16 protein-coding genes are annotated in these 17,951 nt (G+C 66.9%); all 16 read right to left on the reverse strand.

Annotated features, from left to right (window positions below):
• Positions 1-6: 6 nt before the first annotated feature.
• On the reverse strand, positions 7-1,311 hold the full coding sequence (gene hisD, locus BAU07_RS00700) for a histidinol dehydrogenase (RefSeq protein ID WP_066652683.1): 1,305 nt from the start codon (positions 1,309-1,311) through the stop codon (positions 7-9).
• Between the two features lie 4 nt (positions 1,312-1,315).
• Positions 1,316-2,044, reverse strand: coding sequence for an ATP phosphoribosyltransferase (hisG, locus tag BAU07_RS00705; protein ID WP_415830244.1), 729 nt, complete (start codon positions 2,042-2,044; stop codon positions 1,316-1,318).
• Positions 2,044-3,306, reverse strand: a complete 1,263-nt coding sequence (gene murA, locus BAU07_RS00710) for a UDP-N-acetylglucosamine 1-carboxyvinyltransferase (RefSeq protein ID WP_066652685.1) — start codon at positions 3,304-3,306, stop codon at positions 2,044-2,046. Before murA ends, hisG begins: the two co-directional genes overlap by 1 nt.
• Positions 3,306-3,548: a BolA family protein gene (locus tag BAU07_RS00715; RefSeq protein ID WP_066652687.1), complete on the reverse strand. Its 243-nt coding sequence runs from the start codon at positions 3,546-3,548 to the stop codon at positions 3,306-3,308. The genes murA and BAU07_RS00715 overlap by 1 nt, the downstream gene beginning before the upstream one ends.
• 5 nt (positions 3,549-3,553) lie before the next feature.
• On the reverse strand, positions 3,554-4,366 hold the full coding sequence (locus tag BAU07_RS00720) for an ABC transporter permease (RefSeq protein WP_066652689.1): 813 nt from the start codon (positions 4,364-4,366) through the stop codon (positions 3,554-3,556).
• Positions 4,363-5,160: an ABC transporter ATP-binding protein gene (locus BAU07_RS00725; protein WP_066652691.1), complete on the reverse strand. Its 798-nt coding sequence runs from the start codon at positions 5,158-5,160 to the stop codon at positions 4,363-4,365. The genes BAU07_RS00720 and BAU07_RS00725 overlap by 4 nt, the downstream gene beginning before the upstream one ends.
• Before the next feature lie 114 nt (positions 5,161-5,274).
• Positions 5,275-5,901 (reverse strand): MlaC/ttg2D family ABC transporter substrate-binding protein, encoded by a 627-nt coding sequence (locus tag BAU07_RS00730; protein ID WP_066652694.1) that lies wholly within the window; start codon positions 5,899-5,901, stop codon positions 5,275-5,277.
• Positions 5,902-5,968: 67 nt separating this feature from the next.
• Complete coding sequence (locus BAU07_RS00735; RefSeq protein ID WP_084025051.1) at positions 5,969-6,814, reverse strand: MlaA family lipoprotein; 846 nt, start codon at positions 6,812-6,814, stop codon at positions 5,969-5,971.
• Positions 6,815-6,929: 115 nt separating this feature from the next.
• The gene (gene mlaD, locus BAU07_RS00740; RefSeq protein WP_066652695.1) at positions 6,930-7,430 is read right to left on the reverse strand and encodes an outer membrane lipid asymmetry maintenance protein MlaD; all 501 of its coding nucleotides are present in this window, start codon (positions 7,428-7,430) and stop codon (positions 6,930-6,932) included.
• Positions 7,431-7,442: 12 nt separating this feature from the next.
• A complete protein-coding gene (gene mlaE, locus BAU07_RS00745; protein ID WP_066652696.1) occupies positions 7,443-8,234 on the reverse strand; it encodes a lipid asymmetry maintenance ABC transporter permease subunit MlaE in 792 nt (263 codons plus the stop codon).
• Positions 8,231-9,067, reverse strand: coding sequence for an ABC transporter ATP-binding protein (locus BAU07_RS00750; protein ID WP_066652697.1), 837 nt, complete (start codon positions 9,065-9,067; stop codon positions 8,231-8,233). Before BAU07_RS00750 ends, mlaE begins: the two co-directional genes overlap by 4 nt.
• 87 nt (positions 9,068-9,154) lie before the next feature.
• Positions 9,155-9,685: a chromate transporter gene (locus tag BAU07_RS00755; protein ID WP_066652699.1), complete on the reverse strand. Its 531-nt coding sequence runs from the start codon at positions 9,683-9,685 to the stop codon at positions 9,155-9,157.
• Positions 9,682-10,293 carry a chromate transporter gene (locus BAU07_RS00760; RefSeq protein WP_335617535.1) on the reverse strand — a complete coding sequence of 204 codons (612 nt, stop codon included), beginning with the start codon at positions 10,291-10,293 and terminating at the stop codon, positions 9,682-9,684. Before BAU07_RS00760 ends, BAU07_RS00755 begins: the two co-directional genes overlap by 4 nt.
• An 85-nt stretch (positions 10,294-10,378) precedes the next feature.
• Positions 10,379-11,845: a glutamate synthase subunit beta gene (locus BAU07_RS00765; RefSeq protein ID WP_066652701.1), complete on the reverse strand. Its 1,467-nt coding sequence runs from the start codon at positions 11,843-11,845 to the stop codon at positions 10,379-10,381.
• Between the two features lie 45 nt (positions 11,846-11,890).
• Entirely contained in the window at positions 11,891-16,627 is a 4,737-nt protein-coding gene (locus tag BAU07_RS00770) for a glutamate synthase-related protein (protein WP_066664476.1), read from the reverse strand.
• 399 nt (positions 16,628-17,026) lie between these two features.
• A complete protein-coding gene (locus BAU07_RS00775) occupies positions 17,027-17,746 on the reverse strand; it encodes a hypothetical protein (RefSeq protein ID WP_066652703.1) in 720 nt (239 codons plus the stop codon).
• Between the last annotated feature and the right edge of the window lie 205 nt (positions 17,747-17,951).

Below are 17,951 nucleotides of genomic sequence, written 5' to 3' on the forward strand. Positions count from 1 at the left end.
CGGCTTTCATGCCTTGTCGAGCCGGTATTCGGCGCTGCCGGCATGCGCCTGCAGGCCCTCGCCGTAGGCGAGTTCGGCGGCGATGCGGCCCAGGGTCTGCGCACCTTGCCGCGACACCTGGATCAGGCTGGAACGCTTCTGGAAATCGTAAACGCCCAGGGGCGAGGAGAAGCGCGCCGTGCGAGATGTGGGCAGCACGTGGTTGGGGCCGGCGCAGTAGTCGCCCAGCGATTCGGAAGCATAGCGCCCCATGAAAATCGCGCCGGCGTGGCGGATGCGCTCCGCCCAGCGTTCCGGATCCTCGGTGGAGAGCTCCAGGTGTTCCGGTGCGATGTGGTTGGCGATGTCGCAGGCTTCGTCGAGGTCGCGCACCTGGATCAGGGCGCCGCGCTTGCCCAGGCTCTCGCGCAGGATGTCGGCGCGCGGCATGCCGGGCAACTGGCGATCGATGGAGGCGGCCACCTCGTCGAGGTAGGCGGCGTCCGGGCACAGCAGGATGGCCTGGGCCAGTTCATCGTGCTCGGCCTGGGAGAACAGGTCCATGGCGATCCAGTCCGCCGGGGTGCGTCCGTCGCAGATGATCAGGATCTCGCTGGGGCCGGCGATCATGTCGATGCCCACCGTCCCGAAAACGCGGCGCTTTGCCGCGGCCACATAGGCATTGCCCGGGCCGACGATCTTGTCGACGGCGGGGATCGTCGCGGTGCCGTAGGCCAGCGCCCCGACCGCCTGGGCGCCGCCGATGGCGTAGGCGCGGTCCACGCCGGCAATGGCGGCGGCCGCCAGCACCATCGGGTTGCGCACGCCGCCCGGCGTGGGCGTGACCATGATGAGTTCCGCGACGCCGGCCACCTTGGCGGGAATGGCGTTCATCAGCACGGAAGACGGATAGGCGGCCTTGCCGCCGGGAACGTACAGGCCCACCCGGTCCAGCGGCGTGATCTTCTGTCCCAGCACGGTGCCGTCGGCTTCGGTGTACGTCCAGGTTTCGCCGCGCTGGCGCTGGTGGTATGCGCGCACGCGTTCCGCGGCAGCCTCCAGGGCCGCGCGCTGGGCGGCGGGCAGCGAGCCGAGGGCTGCCTGCCAGCTCTCGCGGGGGATTTCCAGGGCCTGGACCGAGTCCGCCTCGACGCGATCGAAGCGCTGCGTGTATTCGAGCAGCGCCGCGTCGCCGCGCTCGCGCACGGCCGCCAGGATGTCGGCCGCCGCGCGGTCGATGGATTCGTCTTGCGAAGCCTCGAAGGCCAGCAGGGCGGTCAGGGCGGCGGCGAAGCCGGGGTCGCGGGAGTCGAGGCGGTTGATGGTGGCCATGGGCTTACCCCTGCGGGATACAAAGGGCGGCGCTGGCCTTCTGGAACGCGTCCAGCAGCGGCTGCAGCCGGGCACCGCGGGTTTTGAGCGCGGCCTGGTTGACCACCAGGCGCGACGAAATCGGCATGATGTCCTCCACCGCCACCAGGTTGTTGGCGCGCAGCGTGCCGCCCGAGGACACCAGGTCCACGATGGCGTCGGCCAGTCCCACCAGCGGCGCCAGCTCCATCGAGCCGTACAGCTTGATCAGGTCCACATATACGCCCTTGGCGGCGAAGTGCTCGCGCGCCGCCTGGACGTATTTGGTCGCCACGCGCAGGCGCGCGCCCTGGTGTACCGCCTTGACGTAGTCGAAGCCGGCCGGAACCGCGACGCACAGCCGGCACTTGGCGATGTTCAGGTCGATGGGCTGGTACAGCCCGCCGGGGTGCTCGGCGGCGTGCTCGATCAGGACGTCCTTGCCCGCGATGCCCAGATCGGCCGCGCCGTACTGCACATACGTCGGGACATCGGAGGCGCGCACGATGATCAGGCGCAGCGCGGGATCGCTGGTGGGAATGATGAGCTTGCGCGAGTGTTCCGGATTTTCCGCGACCTCGACGCCGGCCGCCGCCAGCAAGGGTAGCGTTTCCTCGAAGATGCGCCCCTTGGAGAGCGCCAGGGTCAGCACGGTGGGGTCCGGGGCCCGGCCCGCCAGTTGGCCCACCGTTGCCGGAATGTTCGACGTATTCATTATTTCGACGGCGTGATGCGTTCGATATTGGCGCCCAGTTCGCGCAGTTTGGTTTCCATGTGCTGGTAACCGCGGTCCAGGTGGTAGATCCGGTCGACGATGGTCTCGCCTTCGGCGGTCAGGCCGCCGATGACCAGGCTGGCCGATGCGCGCAGGTCCGTCGCCATGACGGTGGCGCCGGAAAGCCGCGGTACGCCGCGCACCACGGCGGTGTGGCCGTCGATATCGATGTCGGCGCCCAGGCGGATGAGTTCCTGCACGTGCATGTAGCGGTTTTCGAAGATGTTCTCGACAATCACGCCGGTGCCTTCGGCGACGGTGTCCAGCGCCATGAACTGCGCCTGCATGTCGGTGGGAAAGCCGGGGTATTCGTGGGTGCGCAGGCTGACCGCGGTGGGCCGGCGCTGCATCCGGGCACGTATCCAGTCCGGGCCCGTCTCCAGCGACAGGCCCGCTTCGGCCAGCTTGTCCAGGGTCGCGCCCATGATGGCGGGGTTGCTGTCGCGCAGGACGATATCGCCGCCCGCGGCGGCGACCGCGCACAGGAAGGTGCCGGCCTCGATACGGTCCGGGATGACGCGGTGCTGCGCCCCGTGCAGGCGTTCGACGCCGTCGATGACGATGCGGTCGGTGCCATGCCCTTCGATGCGCGCGCCCATCTTGATGAGCAGTTCGGCCAGGTCAACCACTTCCGGCTCGCGCGCGGCGTTTTCCAGTACGGTGCGCCCTTCGGCCAGCGTGGCGGCCATGAGCAGGTTTTCCGTGCCCGTGACGGTGACCATGTCGGTGCGGATGGACGCGCCCTTCAAGCGCTTGGCGTGGGCCACGACGAAGCCGTGTTCCAGCCGGATGTCGGCGCCCAGCGCCGCCAGGCCCTTGATGTGCTGGTCCACCGGACGCTGGCCGATGGAGCAGCCGCCCGGCAGGCTCACACGCGCTTCGCCGAAGCGCGCCAGCAGCGGGCCCAACACCATGATGGATGCCCGCATGGTCTTGACGAGCTCGTAGGGAGCTTCCAGCTTGTCGACCTTGTCGGCCTGCACGCTCACGGAACCGTCGGCCCGGCGTTCGGCACGCGCGCCGACACGGCCCAGCAGGCGCACCATGGTGGAGATGTCGTTCAGGTCCGGCACATTGTCCAGCGTGAGCTCATCCGCGGTCAGCAGGCCCGCGCACAGGATGGGCAGGGCGGCGTTCTTCGCCCCCGATACGGCGATCTCGCCGCGCAGGCGTGCACCGCCCGTGATGCGTAGCTTGTCCATCAGCGTCCTGCCTTGTATTCGTCCGGGGTGAGGGTGCGCATCGACAGCGCGTGGATCTCGGCCTTCATGCGATCGCCCAGGGCGGCATAGACCATCTGGTGGCGCGCGATGCTGCGCTTGCCTTCGAACGCGGCGCTGACGATGACGGCGTCGAAATGCGAGCCATCGCCCTGCACGTCGATATGTTCACAGGAAAGTCCGTCGGCGATGTATCGGCGGATGTCCTCTGGCGTCGGGAGCATGGTCGTCAGTTCCTCAGTTTGTAGCCGCTGGCCAGCAGCCGGATGGCGTATGCCGACAGGGCCAGGAACACGCAGGTGACTACCGCGAGGCTGCGCCACGGCGACACGTCCGAGACCGAGAAGAAGCCGTAGCGGAAGCCATCGATGGTGTAGAAGATGGGGTTCCAGTGCGACACGCCCTGCCAGAAAGACGGCAAGGTGTGGATCGAATAGAACACGCCGGACAGGAAGGTGGCCGGCATGATCAGGAAGTTCTGGAAAGCCGCCAACTGGTCGAATTTTTCCGAGAACAGGCCCGCGACCACGCCCAGGCTGCCCATGATGCCGCAGGCCAGCACCGCGAATGCCAGTATCCACAGCGGGTGCGCGGGGGTCAGCGGAATGAAGAAAAGCGCGACGATCCACACGCACAGTCCCACCGCCACGCCGCGCACGACGGCCGCGATGACATAGGCGAGATAGATGTCCCGGTGCGACAGCGGCGGCAACAGGATGAATACCAGGTTGCCCGTAATGCGGCTCTGGATCAGCGATGACGATGGGTTGGCGAAAGCGTTCTGCAGCATGCTCATCATCATCAGCCCCGGGATCAGGAACGATGTGTAGGGCACGGAGCCGTAGACATGCACGCGGTCCTGCAGGACCTGGGCGAAGACCAGCAGATAGAGCAAGGCCGTGATCACCGGCGCAGCGATGGTCTGGAAACTGACCTTCCAGAACCGCAGCAGCTCCTTGCGCAGCAGGGTGGGAAAGCCGGAGCCGGCCTGCTGGCCGGCGTCGAGCAAGGTCTGGGCGGCGGGTCCGAGCGGCGGCGTCATGACACCACCTCGGTCAGCTGCGTGTCGTCTTCGCGGTGCATGATGCGCACGAACGCGTCCTCCAGATCCACACCCCCGACATCGGCCAGCAAGGCCTGTGTGGTGTCCAGCGCGACGATGCGGCCCGCCTTCAGCATGGCGATGCGTCCGCAGAGCGCCTCGGCCTCTTCCAGGTAATGGGTGGTCAGCATGATCGTGTGGCCCGCCTTGTTCAGGCGTGAAATGAATTCCCACAGGGTGCGGCGCAGGTCCACGTCCACGCCGGCGGTAGGCTCGTCCAGGACGATGACAGGCGGACGGTGCACAAGCGCCTGCGCCACCAGCACGCGGCGCTTCATGCCGCCCGACAGGGCGCGCATGTTGGCGTCGGCCTTGTCGGACAGGCCCAGATTGAGGAGGATTTCGTCGATCCAGTCGTCGTTCTTGCGCAGGCCGAAGTAGCCGGACTGGATGCGCAGGGTTTCGCGCACGGTGAAAAAGGGGTCGTAGACCAGTTCCTGCGGCACCACGCCCAGGGCGCGCCGCGCCTGCCGGTAGTCGCGCTGCACGTCGTACCCGCAGACGCTGGCCGAGCCGCTGGTCGGGCGCGCCAGTCCGGCGAGCAGGGAGATCAGCGTGGTTTTGCCGGCGCCGTTCGGCCCCAGCAGGCCGAAGAATTCGCCGGGCTCGATTTCGAGGCTGACATTCCGGACGGCCTGAAAGCCCGGCGCGGCGGTCTTGCCCAGCCACTTTTTCCAGGTAGGCAAGCGGGGGGCGTAGGTTTTCGAGACGTTGTCGAGACGGACGGCGGACATGATGCGCGGGCACAGCCCGGAAAGAGCCAATCCGCAATTATAGAGTGCCCCCGGGTTTCCCCCGAGAGATGGCCCCGGGCGGCACAGGGTTGTCCGGGCCGGGGCGCTGCCGTCCTAGCGCGCGTTGCGCTGGTTCAAGGCCTGGATCAGGCCGTCGATACCGTTCTGGTTGATTTGCTGGGCGAACTGGTTGCGGTAGTTCTCGATCAGCCAGATGCCTTCGACATTGAGGTCGTAGATCTTCCAGCCGCCCGGGGTTTTTTCCAGGCGATAGTCGACGCCGACGGACTGGCCGTTGGGCTGGCTGATGGTGCTGCGTACGACGGCATCGTTGCCGTCGACATTGGACGACGTCACCTTGATGCTGGTGCTGTTGTCCACGCGGGTGAGCGCGCCGCTGTAGGTGCGCACCAGCGTGCCGCGGAAGGCCTCGGCCAGCGCCTTGCGCTGTTCCGGAGAGGCCTGGCGCCAATAGCGTCCGGCCGCCAGGCGCGTGGTCTTCTCGAAGTCGACGTACGGCAGGATGTACTGGTTGACCACCTCGTTCACGCGGTTCAGGTCGCCCGACTTGACGCCGCCGTCGCTCTTGAGGACCTGCAGGGTCTGGTTGGCGGCGTCCTGGACGATCTTGTCCGGCGCGGCCTGCGGATCGCCGGCGGCGTGCGCGGTGTAGGCCAGCGCCAGGCCGAGCAGGCCGGTGACGAACAGGCGTTGCAACATCGTAAGGGGGGTAAAGCGCATGAATACTCCTTGCTGATTCCAGAGACAGGCCCCGAAGGCGCCCGCGGCGCCCCGAGGCGGTGCGGCCCTATTGGCGGACGGGCGCCGCGGCCGGCGGTACGGAACTGGCGCCGGGCGCGGGCGTGACGACGCTGCCCGCATTGCTCGTGCCCGTGCCGGTGCTGCCGCCATCGTCGTCGTCGCCGTCGTCGTAGACGGGCAGATGGTCGGCATCGCCGGCGTGTTTGCCCAGCACCATGGCGTCGCGCCGTTGCAGATAGGCGTCGCGCACGAAGCTGTAGGGGTCCAGCGCTACACGGTCCACCGTGTCGCTGGCATCCAGCAGGCTGGCGCGGCGGTCGATGATCTCAAGGCCATACAGCGAATTGCGCAGCGGCACGTTGTCGATGGCCCCTACGCTGGTCCACTGGTTGCCCGTGAAGTCGCCCACCAGGCCGACGCCATCGCGCACCGTGCTCGAACCCCACAACGGCAACACCAGATACGGGCCCTGCCCGAAGCCCCACACGCCCAGCGTGGTGCCGAAGTCGTTGGGAATGCGCTTGGCGCCATTGGCGGTGGCCACGTCGAAGCAGCCGCCCACGCCCAGGGTGGTATTGAACAGGAAGCGTCCCAGGGTGTTCACGAAATCGTGGCCGCGGCCCTGCAGCATGCTGTTGGCGGCTCCCCAGATGTCGCCCACATTGTTGAAGATGTTGTGGATGCAGCTCTGTACCGGTTGCGGCGTGACGGTCGTATAGCCGACGGCGATGGGACGCAGGACCGCGCGGTCGACCTTGTCGTTGAAGGTGTAGACGCCCCGATTGAATCCTTCCCACGGATCGCGCGGGTCGGGGTTTTGAACCGCGCAGCCAGCCAGGCCTATGCCTGCCGCCGCCAGGGTCAACATGCGGGTAAGAGTGTTCTTGTTCATCTAGTCGTCTTTCTGGTAACAGCCTGTCGGCCGAACACGCCCGTAGCCAAGGCGCTTGCCCGCTTCCCCAACGGTGGGCGCCGTACGATCGCGTCGGTGTTGAAAATAATTGCCTTCAGCGCGGTTGCGGCGCCGGCGCGTTTGCGGCGGGTGCCGATCCCTGCTTTTCCGCGGTGCCGTAAAGGAACTGGCTGATGAGGTTTTCCAGAACGACGGCGCTTTGTGTATACCGGATTTTGTCCCCGTCCGCAAAGTTCGCGTCATCGCCGCCCGCGGTCAGCCCGACGTACTGTTCGCCAAGGAGGCCGGAGGTCTGGATGGCGACGGAGGAATCCTTGGGAAACTGGAACTCGTCGTCCAGACTCAGCGTGACCACGGCCTGGAAGCTTTTGTCGTCGAAGCGGATGCGGCTGACGCGGCCGACCACAACGCCGGCGCTCTTGACCGCCGCGCGTTCCTTGAGCCCGCCGATATTGTCGAATTGCGCCGTCAGCTCATACGTCTTCGAGAACGAGAAAGCGCTCAGGTTACCGGCGCGCAGGGCCAGGAATACCAGGGCAGCGGCGCCCAGCAGCACGAACAGCCCCACCCAGAAATCGGTTTTTTGCCGTGACATGAAAAGTCCGTATCAGTTGCCAAACATCAGTGCGGTGAGCAGGAAATCGAGCGCCAGCACCGCGAGAGAGCCGACCACGACGGTGCGGGTGGTGGCCCGGGCCACGCCCTCCGGCGTCGGCCGCGCCTGCCAGCCTTCGTAAAGCGCGACCAGGGTGACCCCGATGCCGAACACGATGCTCTTGAGGACGCCATTGGCCACATCGTTCCAGACATCCACGCCGCCCTGCATCTGCGACCAGAAAGCCCCGGCGTCGACGCCGATCATTACCACGCCGACCACCCATCCACCCATGATGCCGACCATGGAGAACACGGCCGCCAGCACCGGCATGGCGATGATGCCGCCCCACAGCCGCGGCACGAGCACGCGGCGCATCGGGTCGACCGCCATGACTTCCATGGCGGACAACTGTTCGCCTGCCTTCATCAGCCCGATTTCCGCCGTGAGCGAGGTGCCGGCACGCCCGGCGAACAGCAATGCCGTCACCACCGGTCCCAGCTCGCGCACCAGCGACAGTGCCACCAGCAGGCCCAGGGATTCTTCGGAACCGTAGCGCCTCAAGGTGTAATAACCCTGCAATCCCAGAACGAAGCCCACGAACATGCCGGACACGGCAATGATTACGAGGGAATAGTTGCCGATGAAGTGCACTTGCTGCGACACCAAGCGCGGGCGGCGCAGCGCGATACCGCTCTTGGCCAGCAGCGCGCCGAAAAAGCGGGTGAAGTAGCCGATCCCACCGATGGTGTCGATGACCCAGCCGCCGAGGCGGCCGATCGGGCGGGTGCCCGTAGCACTCATGGCTTGCGTCCCTCTTGTTGGGCGAGCCAGCGATCGAACGCCGGCGTATCGGGGTAATGGAAGGCGACGGGGCCGTCCGGTTCGCCATGCAGGAACTGGCGCACGTAGGGGTCGGCCGATTCGGACAGGCTGTCCGGCCGGCCGGCCGCCACCAGGCGGCCCTGTCCCACCAGGTATACATAGTCCGCGATGGCGAAGGATTCCTTCACATCGTGGGTGATAAGCACCGCCGCGCACTTCAGGCGGTCGGAAAGGTCACGGATGAGGCGGGCGGTGATGCCCAGCGAAATCGGATCCAGGCCGGCGAAGGGCTCATCGTACAGCACGAGCTCCGGCTCCAGCACCACGGCGCGTGCCAGGGCCACCCGGCGGGCCATGCCGCCGGAGATCTCCGAAACCTTCAGATGCGCGGCGGTGCGCAGCCCCACGGCGTGCAGCTTGTCGAGCACGCGTTCCAGGACTTCCGCCTCGCTGTAGGCCGTGTGCTCGCGCAACGGAAAGGCGACGTTCTCGAACACGTCCAGGTCGGTGAACAGGGCGCCCTGCTGGAAGAGCACGCCCATGCGCTTGCGCAGGGCCTGCAGTTCATCCGGCGTCACGCGGGCCATGTCCTGGCCGAAGGCCTGCACCTGGCCGGCGCGCGCCTGGAGCTGGCCGGTGGCCGCGCGCAGCATGGTCGTCTTGCCGGACCCCGAGCCGCCCATGACGGCCACGACCTGGCCGGGGGCCACGGTCATGGAGATGCCTTGCAACACCGTGAAGTCGCCGTATCCGAGCGACACGCCGGAGAATCGCAGGGCGGAGTCGGGTTTGCTGACTGAATCAGGGACCATAAAGACCAGTGAATGGGCGGGGCGCGGACGTGCCACGGCCTGGCATTGTAGCTCGGCAGTACGGGCGCCCTTTGCGGGCGTGCCGGTTCAGCGCAGCGCGATCAGGAAGACCAGCGCGCCGCCCCCCAGGAGAAGGAAGGGGCTGACCCGCGTGCGCAACAGCACCAGGGTCGATGCGATGGCCACCGCCCAGGCCCAGGCGCCGCCTTCGGCGGCCCGCAGGATGGTGCACGACGCGGCCAGGATCATGCCGGCCGCGACCGGCGCGAGTCCGATCTCGATGGCGCGTATCCAGGTCCGTCCCTGATATCGCTGCCATACCCGCGCCAGCCCATAGACCAGGACGCTGCTGGGGACGAAGATCGCGAAGGACGCGACCAGCGCCCCGAGCAGGCCCTGTACCTGCCACCCCACCAGGGTCACCAGCAGCGAGCCGGGGCCCGGGGTGATGCGGGACAGGGCGAACAGGTCGAGGAACTGCGCGTCGTTCATCCACCCGTAGGTCTCGACCGCCTGGCGATGGATGTCCGCAACGACGCTCTGTCCCCCGCCCACGGTCAGGAAGGACAGCGGCGCGAATACGGCGAACAGGTCCCATAGTCCGTCATGCTGCGTCATGGTGCGTCCCCTCTTTTGCGCAGCCGCAGGTAGGCCAGCACGACGGACAGCGGCGCCATCACGCCCACGACCCAGATCAGCGGCAGACCGGCCAGGAAGATGGCGCAAAAGGTGACCACCATGATGACGATGGGAACGGCGTTGGTGGCCGCGCGGTAGGCCGCGCGCAGCCCCATCTGCAGCGATAGGCCCACGGCGGCGGCGGCAATGCCGGCGAGGACCAGGTGCACGGTGGACGAATGCGCCAGCTCGGCGAATACGGCGGCCAGCACCATGGCAACGGCCATGGGCGGCACGATCATGCCCAGGGCCGCCAGCAGGGCGCCGCGGCTGCGGCGCAGGCGGAAACCGATCCAGATCGACAGGTTGACCACGTTGACGCCGGGAAACGCCTGGGCCAGCGCCAGCCCGCTCAGGAATTCGTCTTCCGACAGCCAGCGCCGGTTCTGCACGAATTCACGCAGCATCCAGCCGCTAAGGCCGCCGCCGAAACTGGTCAGCCCGATCTTGGCGAAGGCGACGAAGATTTGCGCGAGCCGGGGCGGTTCGGCAGGCGGCGGGGGTTCGGCCCGGAGGTCGGCGGCGGAAGATGACAGTAAGGGGCGCACGATGACGCGCTCGGGTAGGGGGTGCGGCGATCTTACCTTTCGCAGTTGTCGCCTGACTTAATAGCGGCGGTCGCCGCACCTCGCCTTACCGGGGCAGGTCGCTGTCGCCCATCAGGAAGGCATCCACGGCGCGCGCGCACTGGCGGCCCTCGCGGATGGCCCACACGACCAGCGATTGGCCGCGCCGCATATCGCCGGCCGCGAAGACCTTTTCCACGCTGGTGCGGTAGTCGTCCGTATTGGCGCGCACGTTGCCGCGGGTATCGCGGTCCACCCCGAACGCTTCCAGCACCTTCTGCTGCGGCGAAACGAAGCCCATGGCGAGCAGCACCAGGTCGGCCTGCATCTCGAATTCCGAGCCTTCGACCTCGCGCATTTTCATCTGGCCGGTTGCTTCGTCCTTGACCCATTCCACGCGCGCGGCGATGAGCTTGCGCACCATGCCTTTTTCGCCCACCAGGGACTTGGTGGTCACTGCCCAGTCGCGGTCGCAGCCTTCCTCGTGGGACGACGACGTGCGCAGCTTGGCCGGCCAGTATGGCCACGTCAGGGTTTTGTTCTCCGATTCGGGCGGCTGCGGCATGAGTTCGAACTGGGTTACCGACAGCGCGCCATGACGGTTGCTGGTTCCCACGCAGTCCGATCCGGTATCCCCGCCGCCGATCACGACGACGTGCTTGCCCTTGGCCAGGGTCTGGTCGCCGAGCCGATCACCCGCCACCGCCTTGTTCTGCTGGCGCAGGAAATCCATGGCGAAATACACGCCCTGCAGCTCACGTCCCGGGACAGGCAGATCGCGCGGGGTTTCCGCGCCGCCCGCCATGACCACGGCATCGAATTCCTCGCGCAGGGCTTCGGGCGTGCACGCGGTCAGGCCGTCGGCGGCGGGATCGCCGGGGTTGCCGATGAAGGTGGACGGGCGGAATTCCACGCCTTCCGCTTCCATCTGGGCGATGCGGCGGTCGATCTGCGATTTCTCCAGCTTGAAGTCCGGGATGCCATAGCGCAGCAGGCCGCCGATGCGGTCGCTCTTTTCGAACACGGTCACGGCGTGGCCGGCGCGCGCGAGTTGCTGGGCGCAGGCCAGTCCGGCCGGACCGGAACCCACGACGGCGACTTTCCTGCCCGTCTTGCGCGAGGGCGGCTGCGGCAGCACCCAGCCTTCTTCCCACCCCTTGTCGATGATGGCCCGCTCGATGGACTTGATGCCGACGGCGTCATCGTTGATGTTCAAGGTACAGGCGGCTTCGCACGGCGCCGGGCAGATGCGGCCGGTGAACTCCGGAAAGTTGTTGGTGGAGTGCAGGACGTCGAGCGCCTTGCGCCACTCCTGCCGGTACACCAGGTCGTTCCAGTCCGGGATGATGTTGTTGACCGGGCAGCCGTTGTTGCAGAACGGGATGCCGCAGTCCATGCAGCGCGCCGCCTGCACCTTGGATGCCTTGTCGTCCAGGCGCAGCACGAATTCGCGCCATGTCTTCAGCCGCGCCTGCGGCGCCTCGTAGGCCTCCTGCAGGCGTTGGTATTCGAGAAAGCCGGTAATCTTGCCCATGTCAGTCCTTGAGTCTTGAGACCACGATCATTGCGTCAGCCGGCCTCAAGCGGCCATTTTCTGCGGGTTGGCCGCGCGCCACATTTCGCCCAGCGCGCGGCGGTAGTCGATCGGCATCACCTTGACGAACTTGCCGCGCGCCGTTTCCCAGTCGCCCAGGATTTCCCGCGCTCGGAAGCTGCCGGTGTAGCGGAAATGGTCTTCCACCAGGCGGCGCAGGATGCTTTCGTCGGTCTCGCGCTCGCCGCCGCGCCGCGCGCTGTGCCAGCCCTCGATGTTGTTGGCGCTGTGCTGCTCGCTGTGCGGCAGCACCGGCTCCAGCTCGACCATGGCCAGATTGCAGCGGTCGCGGAAGCTGCGGTCGGGATCCCATACGTAGGCCACGCCGCCCGACATGCCGGCCGCGAAGTTGCGTCCGGTGCTGCCCAGCACGACGACGGTGCCGCCCGTCATGTACTCGCAGCCGTGGTCGCCGGTGCCTTCCACCACCGCGGCGGCGCCCGAGTTACGTACCGCGAAGCGTTCGCCGGCCACGCCATTGAAGTAGGCTTCGCCCGCCAGCGCGCCGTACATGACGGTGTTGCCGGCGATGATGTGCTCCGGGCCGAAGCCGCGGAAGTCGTTGGGCGAACGTACGACGATGCGACCGCCCGACAGGCCCTTGCCGACGTAGTCATTGGCTTCGCCGACCAGGTCCAGCGTGACGCCGTGGGCCAGGAAGGCGCCGAAGCTCTGCCCGGCGGTGCCGTTGCACTGGATGTGGATGGTGTCGTCCGGCAGTCCTTCATGGCCATAGCGGGTCGCCACCGCGCCCGACAGCATGGCGCCGATGGTGCGGTTGCGGTTGCGCACCGGCACGATGAAGGACACTTTTTCGCCGCGCTCCAGGGCGGGCTTGCAGCGTTCGATGAGCTGGTTGTCGAGCGCCGCCGTCAAGCCGTGGTCCTGCGATTCGGTATGGCGCACCGGGCCTTCCGAGGCGACCTGGTAGAACACGCGGCCGAAGTCCAGGCCACGCGCCTTCCAGTGTTCCAGCCCGGCACGGGTGTCCAGCAGGTCCGCGCGGCCGATCAGCTCGTCGAACCGGCGGATGCCCAGCTGGGCCATGATCTCGCGCACTTCCTCGGCGATGAAGAAGAAATAATTGACGACGTGTTCCGGCTTGCCCTGGAACTTCTTGCGCAGCACCGGATCCTGCGTGGCCACGCCAACCGGGCAGGTGTTCAGGTGGCACTTGCGCATCATGATGCAGCCTTCCACCACCAGCGGCGCGGTCGCGAAGCCGAACTCATCGGCGCCCAGCAAGGCGCCGATGACGACGTCGCGCCCGGTCTTCATCTGGCCGTCGGCCTGCACGCGGATGCGGCTGCGCAGGCGGTTGAGCACCAGGGTCTGCTGCGTTTCGGCCAGGCCGAGTTCCCATGGGGTGCCGACCTGCTTGATCGACGATACCGGCGATGCGCCCGTGCCGCCGTCATGGCCGGCGATGACCACGTGGTCGGCCTTGGCCTTGGCCACGCCCGCGGCGACCGTGCCGACGCCCACTTCGGAGACCAGCTTGACCGAAATGGAGGCGCGCGGATTGACGTTCTTCAGGTCGTGGATCAGTTGCGCCAGATCCTCGATCGAATAGATGTCGTGGTGCGGCGGCGGCGAGATCAACCCCACGCCGGGCACCGAATAGCGCAGCTTGGCGATGTATTCGGACACCTTGTGGCCGGGCAACTGGCCGCCCTCGCCCGGCTTGGCGCCCTGCGCCATCTTGATCTGGATCTGGTCGGCGCTGCTCAGGTATTCGGCGCTGACGCCGAAGCGGCCCGAGGCCACCTGCTTGATGCGCGAGCGCAGCGAGTCCCCGGCCTTCAAGGGCACGTCGGCTTCGATACGGTCGGTGCCCAGGACGGAGGCCAGGGTGTCGCCGTCCTTGACGCCGCTCTTGCCTTCGCGCAGTTCGGCTCGGTAGCGCAGTTCGTCCTCGCCGCCTTCGCCGGTGTTGGACTTGCCGCCGATGCGGTTCATGGCGACGGCCAGCGTCGAGTGCGCCTCGGTGGAAATCGACCCCAGCGACATTGCGCCGGTCGCGAAACGCTTGACGATGTCCTTGGCCGATTCCACCTCTTCCAGCGGAATCGCGCGGGTGGGATCGAAGCGGAATTCGAACAGGCCGCGCAGTGTCATGTGGCGGCGGCTCTGGTCGTTGATGATCTGCGCGTATTCCTTGTAGGTGCGGTAGTTGTTGGCGCGCGTGGCGTGCTGCAGCTTGGCGATGGAATCCGGCGTCCACATATGTTCTTCGCCGCGCACGCGGAAGGCGTACTCGCCGCCCGCGTCCAGGTCGTCGGCCAGGACCGGGTCGTTGCCGAAGGCGGCGCGATGCAGCCGCAGCGCTTCCTCGGCGACCTCGAAGATGCCGATGCCTTCCACCGTGCTGGAGGTGCCGGTAAAGTACTTTTCCACCAGCGCGCTCTGCAGGCCAACGGCCTCGAAGATCTGCGCACCGGTATACGACATATAGGTCGAGATGCCCATCTTGGACATGACCTTGTTCAGGCCCTTGCCGATGGCCTTGATGTAGTTCTTGACGGCCTTGTCGGCGTCGGCCATCCGTTCCAGCGATTCGAGCGCCAGGTAGGGGTGGATGGCTTCGGCGCCGTAGCCGCCCAGCAGCGCGAAGTGGTGCACTTCGCGCGCGGAGCCGGTTTCTACCACCAGGCCGGTATTCGTGCGCAGGCCGGCACGGATCAAATGCTGGTGGATGGCCGAGGTGGCCAGCAGCGCCGGGATGGCGACGCGTTCGGCGTCCACGCGGCGGTCCGAGACGATCAGGATGTTGTAGCCGCTTTGCACTGCGTCGACGGCGCGCGCGCACAGCGCGGCCACGCGCGCTTCGATGCCCTCGCGACCCCAGGCAGCCGGATAGGTGATATCCAGCTCCAGGCTGCGGAACTTGCGGCCCGTCACCTGCTCGATGTCGCGGATCTGCGCCATGGCGGCGAAATCCAGCACCGGCTGCGCGACTTCCAGGCGCAGCGGCGGATTGACGTTGTTGATGTCCAGCAGGTTGGGCTTGGGACCGATGAAGGACACCAGCGACATCACCATCTGTTCGCGGATCGGGTCGATCGGCGGGTTCGTCACCTGCGCGAACAATTGGCGGAAATAGTTGTAGAACGGCTTCGGGCGGTTCGACAGCACGGCCAGCGGCGCGTCGTTACCCATGGAGCCGACGGCTTCCTCGCCGGTGGTGGCCATGGGTTCCAGGATGAATTTGTAGTCTTCCTGCGTCCAGCCGAAGGCCTGCTGGCGATCCAGCAAGGTGGCGGTGGGCGCGGCCGCGTCGGCGGGCTGGCGCGGCGCGGGCAGCGATTCCAGCTTTACCCGCAGGCGCTCGATCCACTGCCGATATGGCCGCGAATTGGCCAGCTGCGACTTGATCTCCGCGTCGTCGATGATGCGGCCCTGTTCCAGGTCGATCAGGAACATCTTGCCGGGCTGCAGGCGCCATTTCTTGACGATGCGGTTTTCCGGGATGGGCAGCGTGCCGGCTTCCGACGCCATGATCACCATGTCGTCGTCCGTTACCAGGTAGCGCGCCGGGCGCAGGCCGTTGCGGTCCAGCGTGGCGCCGATCTGCCGGCCGTCGGTGAATGCCACGGCCGCCGGGCCGTCCCACGGTTCCATCATCGCCGCGTGGTACTCATAAAAAGCACGGCGGCTTTCGTCCATCTGGGTGTGCTGCTCCCACGCCTCCGGGATCATCATCATCATGGCGTGGGCCAGGGAATAGCCGGAATTCACCAGTAGTTCCAGGCAATTGTCGAAGGTGGCCGTGTCGGATTGGCCTTCGTAGACGATGGGATACAGCTTGGGCAGATCGTCGCCCAGCACCGCCGACTGCATCATGCCTTCGCGCGCGCGCAGCCAGTTGAAGTTGCCCTTGACCGTGTTGATTTCGCCGTTGTGCGCGATCATGCGGTAGGGGTGGGCCAGTGGCCATGCCGGGAAAGTATTGGTGGAAAAACGCTGGTGGACCAGCGCCAGGGCCGAGATGGTCCGGGTATCGGCGAGGTCGCGGTAGTAGCGGCCGACCTGGTCGGCCAGCAGCAGCCCCTTGTACACCACGGTGCGCACCGAGGCCGATGGCACGAAATATTCCTTGCCGTGCGCCAGGCGCATGTTCTGGACGGCGTGGCTGGCGGTCTTGCGGATGACGTACAGCTTGCGTTCCAGCGCGTCCGGCACCATCACGTCGGCGCCGCGCCCGATGAACAGTTGGCGGATGACGGGCTCGCAATCCCGCACGGCGGGCGACATGGGCATGTCCACGTCCACCGGCACGTCGCGCCAGCCGAGCACCACCTGCCCTTCGGCGCGCACGGCGCGCTCCAGTTCCTGTTCGCAGGCCTGCCGCGACGCGGTTTCCTTGGGCAGGAACACCATGGCCACGCCATATTCGCCCGGCGGTGGCAGGACGATGCCGCGCTGGCCCAGTTCTTCGCGGTACAGGGCGTCCGGGATCTGGATCAGGATGCCCGCGCCGTCGCCCATGAGCTTGTCGGCGCCGACGGCGCCCCGATGATCCAGGTTTTCGAGGATCTTCAGCCCCTGCTGGATGATGGCGTGGCTTTTGCGGCCCTTGATGTGGGCCACGAAGCCCACGCCGCAGGCGTCATGCTCGTGCCGGGGATCATAGAGGCCTTGCGCCGCGGGCAAGCCGATGCGGGTGGCGTCGATGGCGCGCGCGGGCACGGGACAGGAGTCGGTGGAGGTCGGTACGGTCATGAAGCGCTCCAGGGCTTGGGGCTGCTGAAAAAGGGGCTGCCGCGCCATGCTGCGGCGCAAGGTGGGACGATACCGCGGCGACATAGGGGCCGCAACAAAAACAAACAGGGTGCGTCCCCGTTATATCGTAGCGAAAAATCTTCTGAAGTTTAATGGTGACGCATTGTGGTGGCATCCGGGCGTCCGCGGCGAGCGGCTCGAGATTGCCTTGCGGGGACCGGCGCGCCTGGACCATAGAGGTCGATGCGCTCTCCCGATCCGCTCCCGGCTCCCATTGTCGTGGTGTGTCACTGTTTTTATGGCACCACGCCCTCCCGCCCCTTCCTCGCGCCATGTGCGTGCAGGCAACAAAAAACCGGGTCTTGCCCGGTGATGGTGCGGCGCCCCTACTGCGGGCATCTAGGTCGATTCCGCTTCCGCGGACGGAGGCGCCGGCTTCTTGCGCGGACGTCCGCGCTGCCCCGGCGTGACGCGGCGGCTGGCGGTATGGGCCAGCATGGCGATGAAATCGGCGCCGCCCAGTGCCCACTGCCCTTGCACGGCCTGGTCGATGCGGACGATCTGCTCGCGCGTCAGCCCGTCCTGCAGGCGGCGCCGGTAATTCGCTTGCCGGTCGAACGGCGTGTTGCCGCAAGACCAGTAGTCCGCATGGTCGGACATCCAGCCGGCTTGCGGCTGGCCCATGCCCGTGTGCCCGGATGCGGACGACCAGGGCCAGAGTTCCGGGTCGTGGGTCGCGCCGCTGCGCGCGGGATAGGTTTCCAGCCAGACCAGGGCCGGCAGGACCCAGGCGCCCGGTTCGACCAGGGCCGAGCGATAACGCCCGGCGAATACGCGCCCGCCACGCAGGCGCGCCGCCAGGTTGCGGCCGAGGGTCTGCATCAGGCGGGGCAGGCCTTCGCCATCCACGGGCGTGGCCAGCAGCAGGATGCGATCCGTCGCCAATAGCCATCCATGCAGCGCCACCCGGTTGCGGGTCGCGGTCTCGCCCAGCCATGCCGCGATCTGGTTCAGCGTATCAGCCGGCGCCGGCTGCGCCGGGGCCGCCAACGGGTTGATGAAATTGGCTTGCACGAGTTGCGGCAGTCCGGGGGCGTACAGTCGGGGCAGGCGAGCCATAGGGTGTCAGGGCCGGGGCGTGCTGGGAACGGGACGTTCGCGCGGGAATAAATGGTACCGCGTAAACGGGATGGCGCAACAGTGAGTTTTCCCCGACGCCGCCGCGTCCAACGCCATGGCGTCGCGCCGGTCCAGGGTTGCGGGTCACCGGTAGCCGTCCATCCGGACGAGCGCATCCGGATCGTAAGGTGTTATGGGGCTGCGG

Origin of the sequence: Bordetella flabilis (assembly GCF_001676725.1) — a bacterium.
GTDB classification, from domain to species: Bacteria; Pseudomonadota; Gammaproteobacteria; order Burkholderiales; family Burkholderiaceae_B; genus Bordetella_C; species Bordetella_C flabilis.

Bases quoted from the DNA above. Each gene is read 5' to 3' on its own strand.
- hisD (WP_066652683.1), bottom strand. From the start codon at position 1,311: ATGGCCACCATCAACCGCCTCGACTCCCGCGACCCCGGCTTCGCCGCC.
- hisG (WP_415830244.1), bottom strand. From the start codon at position 2,044: ATGAATACGTCGAACATTCCGGCAACGGTGGGCCAACTGGCGGGCCGG.
- murA (WP_066652685.1), bottom strand. From the start codon at position 3,306: ATGGACAAGCTACGCATCACGGGCGGTGCACGCCTGCGCGGCGAGATC.
- BAU07_RS00715 (WP_066652687.1), bottom strand. From the start codon at position 3,548: ATGCTCCCGACGCCAGAGGACATCCGCCGATACATCGCCGACGGACTT.
- BAU07_RS00720 (WP_066652689.1), bottom strand. From the start codon at position 4,366: ATGACGCCGCCGCTCGGACCCGCCGCCCAGACCTTGCTCGACGCCGGC.
- BAU07_RS00725 (WP_066652691.1), bottom strand. From the start codon at position 5,160: ATGTCCGCCGTCCGTCTCGACAACGTCTCGAAAACCTACGCCCCCCGC.
- BAU07_RS00730 (WP_066652694.1), bottom strand. From the start codon at position 5,901: ATGCGCTTTACCCCCCTTACGATGTTGCAACGCCTGTTCGTCACCGGC.
- BAU07_RS00735 (WP_084025051.1), bottom strand. From the start codon at position 6,814: ATGAACAAGAACACTCTTACCCGCATGTTGACCCTGGCGGCGGCAGGC.
- mlaD (WP_066652695.1), bottom strand. From the start codon at position 7,430: ATGTCACGGCAAAAAACCGATTTCTGGGTGGGGCTGTTCGTGCTGCTG.
- mlaE (WP_066652696.1), bottom strand. From the start codon at position 8,234: ATGAGTGCTACGGGCACCCGCCCGATCGGCCGCCTCGGCGGCTGGGTC.
- BAU07_RS00750 (WP_066652697.1), bottom strand. From the start codon at position 9,067: ATGGTCCCTGATTCAGTCAGCAAACCCGACTCCGCCCTGCGATTCTCC.
- BAU07_RS00755 (WP_066652699.1), bottom strand. From the start codon at position 9,685: ATGACGCAGCATGACGGACTATGGGACCTGTTCGCCGTATTCGCGCCG.
- BAU07_RS00765 (WP_066652701.1), bottom strand. From the start codon at position 11,845: ATGGGCAAGATTACCGGCTTTCTCGAATACCAACGCCTGCAGGAGGCC.
- BAU07_RS00770 (WP_066664476.1), bottom strand. From the start codon at position 16,627: ATGACCGTACCGACCTCCACCGACTCCTGTCCCGTGCCCGCGCGCGCC.
- BAU07_RS00775 (WP_066652703.1), bottom strand. From the start codon at position 17,746: ATGGCTCGCCTGCCCCGACTGTACGCCCCCGGACTGCCGCAACTCGTG.